At 39.9% G+C, this 15,265-nt stretch carries 16 protein-coding genes and 1 pseudogene; 14 read left to right on the plus strand and 3 right to left on the minus strand.

All coding sequences use genetic code 11. The features are described 5' to 3' along the window. Nucleotides 1-4: 4 nt before the first annotated feature. Nucleotides 5-856 (minus strand): tyrosine-type recombinase/integrase, encoded by an 852-nt coding sequence (locus J2T13_RS25305; protein WP_429375381.1) that lies wholly within the window; start codon nucleotides 854-856, stop codon nucleotides 5-7. 304 nt (nucleotides 857-1,160) lie between these two features. Here J2T13_RS25305 and J2T13_RS25310 point away from each other — a divergent pair, with 304 nt between their 5' ends. Continuing rightward, nucleotides 1,161-1,784 (plus strand): DUF3885 domain-containing protein, encoded by a 624-nt coding sequence (locus J2T13_RS25310; RefSeq protein ID WP_429375382.1) that lies wholly within the window; start codon nucleotides 1,161-1,163, stop codon nucleotides 1,782-1,784. A gap of 131 nt (nucleotides 1,785-1,915) precedes the next feature. Here J2T13_RS25310 and J2T13_RS25315 read toward each other — a convergent pair whose 3' ends face one another. Both J2T13_RS25315 and J2T13_RS25320 read right to left on the minus strand, forming a co-directional pair. Then, complete coding sequence (locus tag J2T13_RS25315) at nucleotides 1,916-2,203, minus strand: transposase (protein ID WP_429375384.1); 288 nt, start codon at nucleotides 2,201-2,203, stop codon at nucleotides 1,916-1,918. Beyond that, on the minus strand, nucleotides 2,191-2,577 hold the full coding sequence (locus J2T13_RS25320) for a hypothetical protein (RefSeq protein WP_429375386.1): 387 nt from the start codon (nucleotides 2,575-2,577) through the stop codon (nucleotides 2,191-2,193). Before J2T13_RS25320 ends, J2T13_RS25315 begins: the two co-directional genes overlap by 13 nt. Nucleotides 2,578-3,182: 605 nt before the next feature. On the opposite strand from J2T13_RS25320, the gene J2T13_RS25325 reads away from it, so the two are divergent. From J2T13_RS25325 to J2T13_RS25385, 13 genes and pseudogenes are all read left to right on the plus strand, one after another. After that, entirely contained in the window at nucleotides 3,183-4,469 is a 1,287-nt protein-coding gene (locus J2T13_RS25325; RefSeq protein WP_429375387.1) for an IS110 family transposase, read from the plus strand. Nucleotides 4,470-4,998: 529 nt separating this feature from the next. Further along, entirely contained in the window at nucleotides 4,999-6,564 is a 1,566-nt protein-coding gene (locus J2T13_RS25330) for a class I adenylate-forming enzyme family protein (RefSeq protein ID WP_429375388.1), read from the plus strand. Between the two features lie 1,136 nt (nucleotides 6,565-7,700). Further along, nucleotides 7,701-7,916: pseudogene (locus J2T13_RS25335) on the plus strand (transposase); the annotation flags it as partial. 262 nt (nucleotides 7,917-8,178) lie between these two features. After that, nucleotides 8,179-8,295: an alpha/beta fold hydrolase gene (locus tag J2T13_RS25340; protein ID WP_429375390.1), complete on the plus strand. Its 117-nt coding sequence runs from the start codon at nucleotides 8,179-8,181 to the stop codon at nucleotides 8,293-8,295. 165 nt (nucleotides 8,296-8,460) lie between these two features. Next, a complete protein-coding gene (locus tag J2T13_RS25345; protein ID WP_429375391.1) occupies nucleotides 8,461-8,808 on the plus strand; it encodes an HIT domain-containing protein in 348 nt (115 codons plus the stop codon). A 342-nt stretch (nucleotides 8,809-9,150) separates the two neighbouring features. Further along, complete coding sequence (locus J2T13_RS25350; RefSeq protein ID WP_429375404.1) at nucleotides 9,151-9,408, plus strand: GNAT family N-acetyltransferase; 258 nt, start codon at nucleotides 9,151-9,153, stop codon at nucleotides 9,406-9,408. A 52-nt stretch (nucleotides 9,409-9,460) separates the two neighbouring features. Further along, on the plus strand, nucleotides 9,461-10,204 hold the full coding sequence (locus J2T13_RS25355) for a GNAT family N-acetyltransferase (protein WP_429375393.1): 744 nt from the start codon (nucleotides 9,461-9,463) through the stop codon (nucleotides 10,202-10,204). 227 nt (nucleotides 10,205-10,431) lie between these two features. Beyond that, nucleotides 10,432-11,100 (plus strand): lipoprotein, encoded by a 669-nt coding sequence (locus J2T13_RS25360; protein ID WP_429375395.1) that lies wholly within the window; start codon nucleotides 10,432-10,434, stop codon nucleotides 11,098-11,100. Between the two features lie 505 nt (nucleotides 11,101-11,605). Beyond that, nucleotides 11,606-11,809, plus strand: a complete 204-nt coding sequence (locus J2T13_RS25365; protein WP_429375396.1) for a hypothetical protein — start codon at nucleotides 11,606-11,608, stop codon at nucleotides 11,807-11,809. A 19-nt stretch (nucleotides 11,810-11,828) separates the two neighbouring features. Further along, nucleotides 11,829-12,398, plus strand: coding sequence for a hypothetical protein (locus J2T13_RS25370; protein WP_429375398.1), 570 nt, complete (start codon nucleotides 11,829-11,831; stop codon nucleotides 12,396-12,398). Between the two features lie 444 nt (nucleotides 12,399-12,842). Next, nucleotides 12,843-13,391, plus strand: a complete 549-nt coding sequence (locus J2T13_RS25375; protein WP_429375400.1) for an AAA family ATPase — start codon at nucleotides 12,843-12,845, stop codon at nucleotides 13,389-13,391. Between the two features lie 140 nt (nucleotides 13,392-13,531). Next, nucleotides 13,532-14,569: a stalk domain-containing protein gene (locus J2T13_RS25380; RefSeq protein ID WP_429375401.1), complete on the plus strand. Its 1,038-nt coding sequence runs from the start codon at nucleotides 13,532-13,534 to the stop codon at nucleotides 14,567-14,569. Nucleotides 14,570-14,988: 419 nt separating this feature from the next. Next, nucleotides 14,989-15,117, plus strand: a complete 129-nt coding sequence (locus tag J2T13_RS25385) for a hypothetical protein (RefSeq protein WP_429375402.1) — start codon at nucleotides 14,989-14,991, stop codon at nucleotides 15,115-15,117. Nucleotides 15,118-15,265 lie beyond the last annotated feature (148 nt).

Genomic DNA, 15,265 nt, shown 5'->3' on the forward strand with positions numbered 1-15,265 from the left:
TAACTCAACCATGATGATCACCTCCGAGAGGAAGATCTAAGGGGCTTTTCAACCCGAGGACTTGAGCATGGGTCAGATGTAGATACATAGAAGTCGTTTGAATATCTGCATGACCAAGAAGCTCTTTGATTTGCAGAATACTAGCACCGCGATTTAATAGGTGGGTTGCAAAGCAATGACGCAAGGTGTGTACGGATACATCCTTGGAGATTCCAGAAGCATGCAATGAATCTTTAAAAACAGATTGAATACTCCGTACTGAAATGGGCTTCGTATCTGGGACACCTGGGAAAAGCCAAAGGGAAGGGCGATAAGCCTTCCAATATTGACGAAGTAGCAGAAGATTATGGCTGGATAAAATGGAGTAACGATCCTTACCCCCTTTGGCTTGACGAACCAAGAGGCGCATGTCTGGACTGTGAATGTCTGTCAATTGCAGATGTGCGACTTCGCTCACGCGAAGACCTGCCGAGTAAATGGTGGTAAGAATGGCTTTGTGCTTGAGATTGCGGGTCGCATCGAGGATCTGGCAAACTTCCTGAAACGTCAGTATGGTGGGGAGAAAAGAATTCTTCTTCACTCTCGGAACATGCAGCATATTCCATTCCCGAAAAAGCACAGATTGGTAATAAAACTTGATGGCACCATAAGCAGAATTCACGTAGGCAGAACTTAGATTCTTCGTTTTAATGGCATGATGAAGAAAAGCTCGAACTTCATCGTACCCAACGGATGCAGGAGGCTTACCACAAAATGAATAGAAACGCATCATGTGAGCTAAATAAATTCTTTGAGTACTTTTGGCAAAACCTCGTAACTCCATTGAAAACGTCATGGATTGAATCCAATCTTGCATAGATAACACACCTTCCTTTTTTTACTAGATAATAAAGGAAAGCGTGGTAAAATGGCAGTAAGGATTGTAGGATTTAAAAAGCTACCGCGTAGCGGTTTAGTTCAACATAGCATTACCACAGCGGTCGCTATGCTCCCTTGGTCACCAGGAGGAAGTTTTCATAGAAGTAAATTCAGGTGACACATCCAACCAGCTAAGTGGCAGAGCCACCTGGACCTACGGTCCTTAAGCCGCTTGGACGTCGGTAATGCGCAAACGTTAGACGAAAGATCACATTAATTTTAAGAGCCAAAATGGAGGTCAAATGATACAAGAGTTACTCAAATACACTGATACAAATTTCCCGAACTTCGGAAGTGATATTCATTTAAGATTTGAACTAGGAGAACCGTTTCGTAATGGTTCAAATCGAAGACTTAAATATGTAAATCAAAGAGTTGTAACTATCTTTGAAGAAATTTTTCATCAAAATGATTTAATTTATGTATGTATCAAAGATTGGGGTAATAGAGAAGACCCCATGTTTGGCAATACAACTCCAGACTATATTTACGAACTGTTGAATGGAATTAAAATGGAAGAAGACACATTATTCGATTTAGATGAAGACGAAGATGATGATGGAAATACAATCGAAATAAAGAATGAATATCAAATCAAAGTCTTAACAGGGATCAGCTCTTCAATTCCTTATAGAGAAATACTCAAAGGGATAAGTTATTATGAGCAAGGAAGAGAACCATCCATAGGTCAAAGAATATATTTTGTTAGCATAGATAAAGGAATGGTGTTCAATATGTATGATGACAGAGGGTGCATTGTACATGCTAACTCAAAGGAAAAATTAAGACATCTCTATACGAGATATAATGATTGGTTGGTGAACTATTGGAGAGAATATTTTGATAGTTTATTCAAAGAAGTGTGATCCTACGTCTAAACCAGCTAATCAAAGTCAAGTCTATCATTAATATATTTTTCATAGATAAAACAAAGACGTACCTAAATAAACCTACCAGTAGAGAAGGTTCTATTGGAAGTTAATTTCCAATTGTGAACTCAACCCATTTTAAAAGCTTGACCAGACGTCCACATTCCAAAAATAATGCGTAAAAACTTATGAGAAGTAGCAACAATTGCGACTTTTGCCGGTTTGCCTTCATTACGTTTTTGCTGATAAAATTGAAAGAGAATCGAATTTCTTGGACCATGAATTTGCCTGGAAATCGCACAAACGGTAGCCTGGTAAAGAGCTGTTCGGAGGTAGGAAGAGCCCCGTTTAGATATTCGATTCTTTTTAGATTTGAAGGTTCCTGATTCGTGAACAGACTGAGTCAAGCCCGGCAAAAGCTGTTAGCTGTTTCACGGATGGGATAATAATTCAAGAGAAGTAAGGTTACAGACTTTGTGAAACGCCTTGTCATAGCCCGGGAAAAGGAGATCAAGAACAGCACGAAAGCGCAGATGAGCCTCGCCATATAGGCTGGATAGCTATATGAAGAAAAGAAAGAAACAAGAGGTTTGGAATAATTGCCGATAGCTTCTAAAAGTTCCTGACCAGTGGCTAGCTTCATCTGCTCCAAGATCGATAGGAGATGATTGAGGTCGTCATGGGTATGAGAGAATGGGAAAGGTTTGTACATACAGTCATGGTAAGAGAGAAAGGCAGCGGCAACACTCTTACCTTTAGCAACATCGATACTTAGGACAGGTTTATTCATATAACCTCCTTAAAGTCACTGGGGCCAGTACTTTTGGTCTCCACAGGTTGGCACGGTGATTCGGGCTCAAAGGCCCAACCAGCTGAATCGGGGTATGAACAAAAGGCGAGCGCGTAAAACACTTTATGCGACGGGATCTATGTCCCAACAAAGCATGCGTTTTTCAGCCCAGTGTTTCCTCCAGTATAAAGAAAAATTTCATCCCCGAGCCAGTCGGGTATGAACTGAGAATACCAACAACATATTCACGCATCGGGCCATTCGGCCCTCGGTCCGGTAAAAGTTCGAAGAGGTATTTCAGTAGCAGGGAAGCATAATCAGCCGGACACACCCGCACCACCTAACCGCATCGCAGCCGGTCACTTCGTGACCTTAAGGTGGTGGGTCGTCGTGAATACAAGAACGTTATCGGAAATCAGCGAACACCATAAAAACCCTCAATAATTCATTGATTATCTAGTGCCTAGAAGCTATTCATCTAACGGGTAGCATTCCTGTAATGAGTAAGAATGACGTTTGAACAATAAAAGACCTCTTGATATCATAAGAATTGTCCTTAGCTGGCCAGCAAAAGGGACGAATTCGAATATCAGGAGGCAGATAATATGAATTATAACCAAAATGAGAAGATAGCTCAAATCACTTCTCAAACGCTAATAGTTGGCGTAGATATCGCTAAGTACAAGCATGTTGCACGCGCGCAGGATTTTAGAGGGCAGGAGTTCAAGAAGGCTTTCCATTTTGAAAATACGAACTCAGATTTCTATCACTTTCTAGGTTGGATTCAACAACTAATGAAAGATCAAGGGATGGAAAAAGTGAATGTAGGAATGGAACCAACAGGTCACTACTGGCTTAATCTAGCTCACTTTCTTAAAGATCAACGTATTCAATTTGTCGTAGTAAACCCGATGCATGTAAAGAAAAGCAAGGAGCTAGACGACAATTCACCTACAAAAAATGATGTGAAAGATGCTAGGGTAATTGCACAGTTAGTCAAAGATGGGAGATATGCTGTACCCAATATTCCACAGGGAGTGTACGCAGAACTTCGAGTGGCAAAAAAGATACGCGATCTTCTTTCTGTTGACCTACAAGCGGTTCAAGGACAAATCCACAATTGGCTAGATCGTTACTTTCCTGAGTTTCTTATCGTATTTAAAGACTGGGAAGGAAAGTCGGCATTACAGCTTTTAAAGCTAAATGTATTACCACATGAATTAGTCAAGATTTCCGATCATGAGATCTTAACACATCTCAGAAAAGCTGTTAGCCGTGCGGTTGGACTCAGTAGAATATCTGAACTCAAAGAAGCAGCAAGTCATTCGATTGGCATTCTTGAGGGTTCGACAATGGCTAAATTAGAGCTACGCACGTTAATAGATAAGTATGAGCTCATAAATAATAGATTCGAAGAACTGGATTCAAATATAGATGGTTTACTTGAACAGATTCCAGGTGTTAAACAAATGTTAGCGATTACGGGTATTGGTAGAGATACGGTTGCAGGCTTCTTTTCAGAGGTAGGAGACCTCAGTTATTACTCTCATCCCAAGCAGATCATAAAATTAGCTGGGCTGAGTCTGAGGGAGAATACGTCTGGAAAGCATAAGGGACAAACAAAGATTACAAAGAGAGGGAGAAAAGCACTCAGGGCGCTTCTCTTTCGAGTAGCCATGCCTTTAGTCGCTAAGAATAGTGCATTCAAGGCTTTACATCAATATTTTACAACACGCTCAAATAATCCTATGAAGAAAATGCAGTCCCTGATCGCAATATGCAATAAGCTTATACGGATTCTGTTTACGAGTGGTAAGAAGCAATGTGAATTCAGTGAAGAGCATATGCTAAGGGATATTCCCCATATGGCAGAACTAAAGAGAGTAGCTTAGGTTTCTTTTGAATTCTTAAAGTAAGTAGCAGGTAACTACATTTGAAGCACGGATTAGTCAGTAAAACAACTATAATACGGACAAAGATCCTGTCGGGCAGCATAACTGACATCCACATCATGGTAAGGTTGGACGAAGGAATTTTAGAGCGAAGACTCTGTGAGATTTGGGAGGGTAGACCTCCATGAGATATGTGGACATCCATCAGTGCAACCATAACTACAACAATTTCCACTTTTTGGATACGAGTGGTTAAGAAGATAAGGATCGTTTTTTCTCCATATATCCATAATTAACCTTTAATTCATCCCTATTCCAATATTCAAATGCTCAAATACCAATGATGCTATGAAAACTTAAGAAAACAGGAGGAAATGAGAGCTAATGCTTTCTTCATAGAGGGAGATTAGTTCAGTGATTTATTAGGTGAGCTTATGAAGGTAATAAAAAGTGTTATGCCTATTATTTTCAATAATATGGTACACTATCTCTAATCCTAGTTAACATACCAGATTAAGGGGGCGGTGAATTGTTTTTATTCGAACGGCTACCATTGGCAGCAAGTTTGTTTTCTGATGCGCCAGCACTTTTACGATATGGGCAGTCTATTACTTATGGGGAGCTTCATCGTCTTGCTGAAAAGCTCGGGAGTGCCCTCTATGTCGAGGGTCTCCGGCCAGGAGATCGACTTGCTATTCTCGGGGATCCTGATCCCCAAATGGTTGTTGCGCTCTATGCTGCGGTTGGGATTGGTGTCATACCAGCTGCGATTTCACCGTTGCTAAGCCCTCCAGAAATTGCAGCTATTCTTGATGACGCTGAACCGAACTTCCTAATCCATGACAATCGTCACGCCGAAACTGTTTACTCCGCTGTAAAATTTCTCTCGAGCTCTCCGACACTGTTTGCTACTGAAGAAGGTTCGAGTTCTAATTCGTTGAGATCTCTTTTAAAAAAGGATCTTACATCACCACCAATTGGCATGTGTGACCATAAAATTGATGATACAGCCGTACTTATTTATACAGGAGGAACAACAGGGAGACCAAAGGGGGTAATGCATTCGCATCGTGGAATGGCAGCCTGGAATCAATTTACTCCTTCCGCTGGGTTCGGATATGATATTGGACGTCGAGTGCTAGTGCTTAACCTATCGCACCTAGTCGGGCAATTTCAACTGTGGGCAACCATGGCAGCAGGGGGATGTCTGGTCTTTCTCGATGAATATCCGGCTAACGTTCAGCGTATAGTTGAGGCAATGGAACGCGAACAGATTACGCACCTCAGCACGGTCGGACAATTGCTTCGTGACCTGACCAGCGAGGTTTCCGCTACCGGAAGAGACTTGCAAAGCCTCAAGATAATTGGTTGTGGTGGCTCCGTCATCTCACCGGATACTCTAGAGAGTGCGGTTGCACAGTTCCCAGGAGCGTTAATCGTCAACAACTATTCACAAGCAGAATGTGGGATGGCGATCAGTCGACTAATACCAATACATCATATAGATGATCCGATTCGTCTTAGATCAGTAGGTCGTCCTGCCGACCTATCCGCCCAGGGAGAAAAAGCCTTTCAGGTTCGAATTATCACCGCTGAGGGACGTGAGGCAGTAGAAAATGAGTCTGGCGAAATTGTTGTTCGTGGTGCTCAAACGATGGTAGGGTATTGGCGTCAACCAGAGACTTCTAGTGAAACAATGAGCGAGGGATGGATTCGAACAGGTGACGTGGGTTGTCTAGATGCTGACGGTTATCTATATGTATTAGACCGTATGAAGGATATGGTCATCGTAGGTGGTTCTAACGTGTTCTGTCCTGAAGTGGAACAAGTGATCATGGCAAATGAACAGGTTGCAGAAGTGGCTATTATTGGACTTCCACTACCCGGAGAAGGGGAGGAACTCGTTGCTTGTATAGTTCTGCGAGACGACGGTAGCTTAGAACTGGAACAGTTGTGGGTGTTCTGCGAACCTAGCCTTGCACGGTATAAATGGCCGACCAAGATATTTATTCTCGATACTCTCCCTCGAACTGCCGTGGATAAGGTTGATAAAAAAAGTCTGCGTATGCAATTACCTTTATTCGCAAAGAGTTAAGATAACCGGACACAATAGTTAAAGATAACTAAAGTTGAGGGATATTTCAAAGAAGACGCTGACATCCGATAACACCACATGCCTACTGCGGGCATTCGCCCTTGATTGCCAAGGGGGGATTTCTTAGAAGATTAGTCAGGCGACACATTCAACCAGCTAAGTCTGACGACCCGTCCCCTTCGGTCACTTAAGCTGCTTGAACGTCAGGAATGCCAAACGTTAGCTGAAATGACTGCAGAATGTTTTGGGGGAATCGATGAAGAGTTCAAGAAGATACGGCATCTTCTCTCTAATAATATTACTACTTATGCTCGCGCCAGTGGTAATTCAAATTATTGATCATGACATATTAAAGAATCAATTATTGAGGGTAATCGGAAAGTAATAGAAATTGGTGGTGAGTACCTGAATTATCTAACTTTTGATGGTGCAGGTTGTTCTCCAATATATGATCATATATTGGATCGAGAAAAAAGCGAGTTTGTACCATATAAAGGAGAGATTCTAGGCAAAGGTATGAACATAGAAACAGTTTTTCTAGTTTGTTGTTTTCACTTTATAACTTTATTAATACTCTTCTTAATCTGGTTGCGTTTAAAGAATAATGAAAATATTGAATAATGAAATTACGGGCGAACTCTAAGGAGGCAGTAACATCAGCTACAATTTGTTCACGCATAGGCGGACAAGCCGCCTCGGTCCCGGAAGTAAAGTCGAGGAAGTGATTTCTGGGACACACCTGCTACCATTGCGGGAAGTATGTTGCAGCGATCTCGTTTTATCCATGCAGCATTGGAGCGTCGGCTTGCACAGAGCTACCCGCAATCCAAGCTGATATTGCCAATTAAGGATGCGGCTTATGGTGCGTGTTGTTGGGAAGATCAAAATTGGAAAAAGATAAATTAATCGCAAGTAGGCTCAGTTAAAGACACCTCAAGGAATAGGGGAAACGCCCACGTTCTTTAAGTGTTTTTTTGGTTATCCAAGACGGTGAGGGCGTGATTCGAACCATTTTGTCAAAGTTAAAGTTTTGAGAGCGTAAAATATTATGTGTCAATAGATAAATAGAAAAAGGAAGCCCTTTTCTTGTAGAATTAAGTCACCACAACACAATTCACAGAAAAGAGGACTTCCCTATGAATCATTTTACAACAGATTTAGTTCAAGTTCTAGTCACGAAGCAAGATGTCACAGAGGTATTTCGTAATCACTTAGAGACTACCATGAATCATTTGCTAGAAACGGAACTCACTACATTTCTAGACTATAAAAAATATGACCGTATTGGCGTAAATTCAGGTAACTCTCGTAACTGTGTTTACACGCGTACGCTTCACACAGAGTATGGAGACCGCATAGCGGTTTAGTTCAACACCATCATGTTTACGCTTCGGGCAATTCGGCCCTCGGCCGGTAGAAGTAGGGAAGCCGATTCGACTGGAGAAACTCAGTAACTGAAAGCAAATCAGCCGGACACATCCTAGCACCTAACCGCATCGCGGCCGCCCTTAGGTGGTAGGACGTCGTGAACACAATAACGTTAGCCCGAAATCATAGATTGTTGAAAAATATAAAGAGATAGCAGGTGAAAACTAACAAAGGAGAGAATGAGATATGCAATATAGAGTTAGGGATGTAAATATTTATTATGAAGATTATGGTGAAGGTACGCCGATTGTAATGATTCATGGATGGGGTCCGGACCATAGACTGATGAAAGGGTACATGTAACCTATCTTCCAAACCATTAATACACCTTGGAAGTGTATTTACTTTGATTTACCTGGAATGGGGAAGACCAATGGAGAACAGAACATAATAATTGATTGGCGTTATGTCATTGGAAGAAAAAAGTAAGCAAATTCAGCGAAAATGAAGTGTAGAAAGGGGTTAATCATGGGAAACCAATCTTGCATTTTGTGCCGTGTCGTTTCTGGCCAACAATCAGTAGAAATGATTTACGAGAATGAATACGTTATCTGCTTTCGAGATCCTTATCCGGCTACGGATGCTCATGCCGTGGTAGCTCCTAAAAAACATTTTGAAAATATGTTACTTATGACAGAAGAGGAAAAAGAATGTATTTTCAGGATACACCAAGGTATACAGAAGGTTGCTAAGTATTTAAATATTGAAGAATCCGGATTTAGAGTCATTATTAATAATGGACCTGATGCTGAACAGGAATTATTGCATGTCCATTACCATGTTATTGGCGGAAGAAAATTGAAATGGGAATTATAAGACTGAATCGTAATTCGCGCTTGATATAATTCGATTCTATTTAAATAAGGAATGAAGAATAGGAAACGAAGTAAAAAGATAAGTTGATGGGGTTAATTCAGGCGATACATTCAACCAGCTAAGTCTGACGATCCGTTCCCTATAGTCACTTACGCTGCTTGAACGTCAGAAATACGTACCGTTAGTGAAAACCGTCTGCAATCACAAAGGAGATGAAAACCAGTTACTCCTATAGATCCTTATCCAATGAAGACTTAGAAGAAATTTGTAGGTTTCCGCAATCTGCAGGAATTATTTTATGTAAGTCCAAGATTTAAATTCCCTTTAACCCCCAATCAAATAATTGAACTACTTGAGAATAGATTTGAACCGACAGTTATAGTTCAGAAATTCACGGGCGATATAGTTGCTTATGCTAATTTATATAGCATTGAAGAGGATACTTGTTGGTTAGGAAATGTAATTGTATCACCAAAATATAGAGGTGGTGGTACGGTAGGGATCTTATTGAATGTAATGATAACTAAAGCTAAAGAAAAGTATGGTATAAAGAAATTGCTATATTTTTTCACAATACTAATTCATAGACCGAAGCTTTGAATTTAAACTCAAATAAATACATATTTACATACTGAAAATGGTGGTGTAATTCATGAATAAGAAAATTGAAGAATTTTCTCTGAATGCTTGGCCAGCATTACAGAACTTTGTATATGAAGGGTGGCTCTTGCGTTTCGCCAACGGATTTACTAAAAGGTCTAATTCTATAAACCCTATTTATGATGCTAGTGAGCAGAATATTCAAGAGAAGATTCTGAACTGTGAATCTATTTACACAAGTGTCGGATTGGATACGATCTTTAAAGTAACTCCTTTTGTTATACCAAGCAACATAGACAGTATTTTAGACGAGTTGGGTTATGATGTTGTAGACCCTACAAGTGTACAGTTAGTTGATTTATCAGAGATTGAGGAACCCGTAACAAACAGTGTAAATATGAAAACTGAAATTAATAACGAATGGATAGACATCTTGAGTGATTTTAATAACCTTTCAGATTCTAATGCTGAAATTACAAAAGAGTTATTTTCAGGGTCATATCTAAAGAAGGGGTTCTTTACATTGTATGATAAATCGGTACCAGTTGCTTGTGGGGGCGGAGTGATTGAACAAAATTATGTTGGACTTTATGATATCGTCACAGATAGTAGATATAGAAATCGAGGCTATGCTAGAGAACTCATATTGCATATTTTAAAGTGGGCAAAGGTAAATGGAGCAACTCACAGTTATTTACAGGTAGTGAAAAGCAATGTACCGGCTATAAAATTATATGAGAGACTCGGATATCAAGAAATATATACATATTGGTACAGACATAAGAAGATGTTGTAAGTAACTCAAGATTCCGTCGTATAACAACGCATTTCTACTGCGGGTGTTCGCCCTTGATCGCCAAGAGAGATATCAGAGAAGTTAAATCAGGTGACACATCCAACCGGCGAAGTGGTAGAGCCACACGGACCTACGGTCCTTAAGTCGTTCAGACGTAGGTGATAGGACGTCGTGAATAGATCAACGTTATGCGAAACCCAGGAGAAATGAAATAAGGGAGAATGATTATGAAAAAGTATTTATCAATGTTATTGATTGTATTGATTCTTACAGCGTGTAATGAGAAGCATCTATCAGAAACATTCCAAGAACTGAACTTTGAACCTGCAAAATCTGATATTAGTTTTCACCTAATAGAGTCGAGTTTTGAAACAATTATGGAAAAAACAGTTAATGGGTATAAAACAGTTTTATTTAAGTTAGATACTGAAGGAGAAATTTATGGTGGTGTTTATATTGACAATATACTCCACTCAATAGGTCCAGTCTCAATGAGTATAACACCAAATGATTTACTAGTAATAGTAGAATCGAATGCTTTTGGAAAAGACTTGATAAGGATTTCGGGAATTCCTGGTGCTAATTTCGTAAGATCAATTTATTTGGAAGTTGATGGGGAATCGATAACTCCACTTTTAGTTATTGAAGGAAATGTCAATGAAATTGATCTAGACAATGATAATGTAAATGAAATAGTAAGTACTATTGGAACAATTCCGGAAACAAGTATTTATCGAGCTTTAAAAGATAAAATTGTTGTTGCAAATATAAATGTATCAATAAATGCTCAATCTGTTTTATTTAATCCAGAGAATCAAAAATTCGAAGTGTACTATGAGCCTAATAAGAAATATTACTATCTTTATAATAATGAGAAACTGGAACTTGAAGAATAACAATAAATTATATTGTGGATACTTCGAGAAAATGGGAAATCAAATAACAATATGTTCACTCATCGGCGGACAAGCCCCCTCTCCCGGAAGATAAGTCGAAGGAGTATATGCCGGGACACATCATTCACCCAACCGCATCCGGTCAGCTGATCGGTCTAAATGTTTAGGGTGAATGGACGACGTCGTGCTTTTTGTAAACAAGGATGCAACTGAAATCATAAAGAAACAAATTGACTATCCATATGAATGAAGTGCAAGGAATTATTGAAGTGTAGGTATCGCAAGAAGACAGATACTTCATCTAACAACGTATCTAAGCGGTGGTTTACACCATTCGTTCGCAAGGAGTGATAGCAGAGAAGTTGTATCAGCGAATAACCCTGCGAGACTGTCGGACACGGTCGCATGCGCTCCCTTAAGCCTCTCGGGTTCGTAGATACAAGAACGTTAACTGAGTCTCTGGCAAAGTCATATATTTTGAAGATTAATTTGAGGAGGAATAGAAGTGCCTTGGCCAATGGTTCATTTTGCAATATCCAATATTCTGTATGAAGATAATCCTACACGAAGTCTTTTATTAGGTAGTATTGCTCCAGATGCTATACATGTTAGAAGCCAGATAACTAGGGAAGAGAAGGGGGTGACCCATTCCTTACAGTCACATAAGCCGCTTGAACGTCAGGAATGCCAAACGTTATATGAAAACTGAGTAAAAAAAGGAGATCACATTGAAGAAACTGACATTTATTTCTATCATAATAATTCTAATAGCCTTAGCAATTGTTATTGTAATCAATTTATATCCCAAGGAAGTTAAAATAAACGCACAAGGTATAATATATAGATTAGGAACTGAGCATTTAGAGTCAGTGAAACTTGTAAATGTAAATATTGAAGGAAAGTTGTACAAAAGTATTTCTGGCGAAAGAAGATTTAAAGGAACTATAGATATAGAGGATGAAGAAATACCTGTTCCATTAGATCAGAGAAAACTAGAAATACCAATAACAAGTGATGGGTGGGGTGCTATAAGCTATCCGTATTTTGTATACAGAAGTAGTGATGGTGGAACAGAGAGTACGGGTATTTATCAATATGGATCACTAGTGATAAATAACGATTTCAGTAAGGTAACTATTTTAGTTTCAGATCGAAATCAATTAAATGATAATGAAAGTGAGGTTTGGAGTGCAGAAAATGGCCAAATGATAACAGTACCAGCTACTAGCAGATCAGAAGCAATTAGTATCTCAAATGAGATAATGGAACTATTTTTAAAAGGATTAAAATTGAAGTGATTAAACCATGTGTAAGAAAGACAAGGATAGCGTAGGCACTTACTTAGTTCCGAACAATTTTTAAATGGAAGAAGGGTGAAATTGCATACAAAATTGAACAATGCAGAACCAGATAAAAGGATATCATAATAAACAAGATCCGAATGAATTATTCTGGAAGCTATATTCACTCTATCTAGCGATGTGCATTTTTTCATTTTTTGTATGGATTATAAAAGTGAAACCCGAAGAAACCTATATCACAAATAGATTCGTTGATGAATTTGCATAAGCAGGAAAGTAGATTCAGCCGGACACACCCGCACGACTCAACCAGATCGTGGCCGGACCTTAGGTCCTTAGGGTGGTGGAGCATCGCGAATACCAGAAATTTATCGGAAATCAGCGCAAAACAAAAGTAAATATAGACAGCATAGAAAACCCAAATATGAAAGGAGAATATTGATGTATGAGAACTCTGAAATCAAAGATAAGATTCTACAGAAAGATCCAACTGTTCCAGTGGTAGTAATGATGTGTGGCGTAGCGGGTTCTGGTAAAACTACTTTTGCTCAGCAGTTAGAGAAAGATGGTTTTGTACGTCTCTCCATTGATGAAGAAATATGGGCTACAAAGGGGCGGTATGGGATTGATTATTCAACTGAAATGTATGAGCAATTCAAAGTAGAAGCAGAGATTAAGTTGCGCAATGAATTAATGATTCTATTGAAAGAAAAACGTAATGTAGTGATTGATTTTAGTTTTTGGCAACGGGAAAAAAGAATTGAATATAAGAATCTTATAGAAGAGGCGAGTGGAGAGTGGAAACTTATTTATTTGAAAGTTCAACCAAACGAATTACGTGAACGGCTTCGCCTACGAAGTAAGAGATTTGACGCAAATGCTGCATTTACGATTACAGAGAAAATATTAACTTCTTTTCTTAATGGATTTGAAGTACCTTCAGGTGAAGGAGAGATTGTAATAGAAGCTACAAATAGAGATATTCAATAAAATAATTCTAACAGTGGAAGGCGAGCCAAGCAACGAATAAAGTTTGGGTTTACAGATATGAGGAATGTCAGAGCAATATTCTTTGCCGATTTTCTTATATAATGTAAATGAAATGAAATGAATGATGGGGAGTGTTGTGAATGGGGAAAAGAAAGGTTATCTTCATGATGGTCCTGCTGGTGGTTGTGTCCGTGTGGGTACCGATCCAATCAGCGGTTGCAGATTCACCAGTCACGTCAACGGGGTTCTATAAGGCTTATCTAGATGAGCCTATCGTTCAAACGGCGAACGAAGTTGGTGAAGTGACGAAGGAATTAGCCGAATATTTGGCTGATGAATCCGCACCCCTGGATATCCGCGCTGCCGTCATAAATGCGATCGGTTGGGAAGGCGAGCGGAAAGGAAGGACCGAAGCATTTGTACATTATGCTAAAGGCAAAGAATACTCGGATCTCGATTTGTCGGTGTTGCGAGGAGACGAGCTTTTCGTAATCGGGTACTTGCTTGCGATGGATGATTACTTTGATACGGCAAGTGCAGAAGAGTTGCTACGAAACGCTAAAAAGAGTATGAAGGATAGCTTTACCGCAGCGATGATCCATGCGATCGTCAAGTCTCAAAACCAGATGTTGACGTCGACATGGCAGGGGGTATGGAAGAATGTTGCACCCGTTGCTTTTGATGATCGTTTGAACATGGATATGCGTCCCGAAGCAGCGGAAATCATTATCGATTATATGGTGCTCTATAGTGATAAGAAGGTGATCAATCCGTTTTCCGCAGAAAGCCGGTTAGCCCTTCGGATCGGTGAACCTTCGTTCACGCTGAACGGCGAGACATTCGAGATCGATCCCGGTTATGATACGACACCCGTGTTGCGCGAAGGTCAAGCCTACCTGCCTGTCCGCTTCTTGACGGAGGCTGTCGGTGGAGCCGTGTATTGGCACAGCAGCACGAATAAAGTGGAGGTGAGTACCGCCCAGACCAAGCTGGAGTTGATGATCGGACATACCAAGGTTCTCGTAAACGGAGAAGAACGAAATCTGGATAGCGCCCCGTTTGTATCCGGCAACCGTACTATGCTGCCTTTCCGTTTCATCAGCGAAGTGCTGGGGTTTGATGTCTCATGGGACGGACAGACGAAGGAAATCGGGCTTACGCTCGCTTCACAGAGGTAAGGTGTTGGGGTTGGGTATCCAAGTATATCACAGTCGGAATCGGATAGGACCGTCCAACGAATGTAAGGACGGTTCTTCTTAGAACATAGAACTGGGCAGGAGATTCAACAAAATGGATACTTGAATGACTATTTAGAATTGGACCTTACAAGAAGGGATGAGATATATGGTTACTAGAGGGTTTACTAATTTGCTTCAGATTTTTCCAAGCTCAGATATGAAAAAGACAGCAGAGTTTTATGAACATATTGGCTTTAGACCAGTAAGTTATCTTGAATCATTTGAACCACATATTTGTCTGTATATGGATCAAATAGAGATCCGTTTTAACAAGATCAAATAAAGAAGATATAGTACCTAATCGAGAGATACATGGATACGGATATGATGCTTATTTTATAACGGATAATCAAGAGGAGATGGAGAAAGATTTTAAGAAGCTAGGGGTTAAGATTATAAGACCTTTAGCAACAACAGATTATAACAATAAGGAATTTGTATTTGAAGATGTAGATAGAAGATGGATTGCTGTCGGTAAGAAACAGTAATTGGTAGAGTTTAAATACTATATGAAAAAGGTTTCGAAGAGGGACCGACATCCGATAACACTTTGGATTGGTTGCGCAGTTGCCCGAAAAAAAGGCCTTCATAACGACGGTATGAAGGCTACCACGATCGTGAACATATGAGCAGAAA

The sequence above is a fragment of the Paenibacillus sp. DS2015 genome (assembly GCF_050433705.1).
In the GTDB taxonomy this organism is placed as follows: Bacteria; Bacillota; Bacilli; order Paenibacillales; family Paenibacillaceae; genus Paenibacillus_AQ.

Excerpts from the sequence above, each read along its gene's own strand:
- J2T13_RS25305 (WP_429375381.1), bottom strand. The coding sequence starts at position 856 with ATGCAAGATTGGATTCAATCCATGACGTTTTCAATGGAGTTACGAGGT.
- J2T13_RS25310 (WP_429375382.1), top strand. The coding sequence starts at position 1,161 with ATGATACAAGAGTTACTCAAATACACTGATACAAATTTCCCGAACTTC.
- J2T13_RS25320 (WP_429375386.1), bottom strand. The coding sequence starts at position 2,577 with ATGAATAAACCTGTCCTAAGTATCGATGTTGCTAAAGGTAAGAGTGTT.
- J2T13_RS25325 (WP_429375387.1), top strand. The coding sequence starts at position 3,183 with ATGAATTATAACCAAAATGAGAAGATAGCTCAAATCACTTCTCAAACG.
- J2T13_RS25340 (WP_429375390.1), top strand. The coding sequence starts at position 8,179 with ATGCAATATAGAGTTAGGGATGTAAATATTTATTATGAAGATTATGGT.
- J2T13_RS25345 (WP_429375391.1), top strand. The coding sequence starts at position 8,461 with ATGGGAAACCAATCTTGCATTTTGTGCCGTGTCGTTTCTGGCCAACAA.
- J2T13_RS25355 (WP_429375393.1), top strand. The coding sequence starts at position 9,461 with ATGAATAAGAAAATTGAAGAATTTTCTCTGAATGCTTGGCCAGCATTA.
- J2T13_RS25360 (WP_429375395.1), top strand. The coding sequence starts at position 10,432 with ATGAAAAAGTATTTATCAATGTTATTGATTGTATTGATTCTTACAGCG.
- J2T13_RS25375 (WP_429375400.1), top strand. The coding sequence starts at position 12,843 with ATGTATGAGAACTCTGAAATCAAAGATAAGATTCTACAGAAAGATCCA.
- J2T13_RS25380 (WP_429375401.1), top strand. The coding sequence starts at position 13,532 with ATGGGGAAAAGAAAGGTTATCTTCATGATGGTCCTGCTGGTGGTTGTG.
- J2T13_RS25385 (WP_429375402.1), top strand. The coding sequence starts at position 14,989 with ATGGAGAAAGATTTTAAGAAGCTAGGGGTTAAGATTATAAGACCTTTA.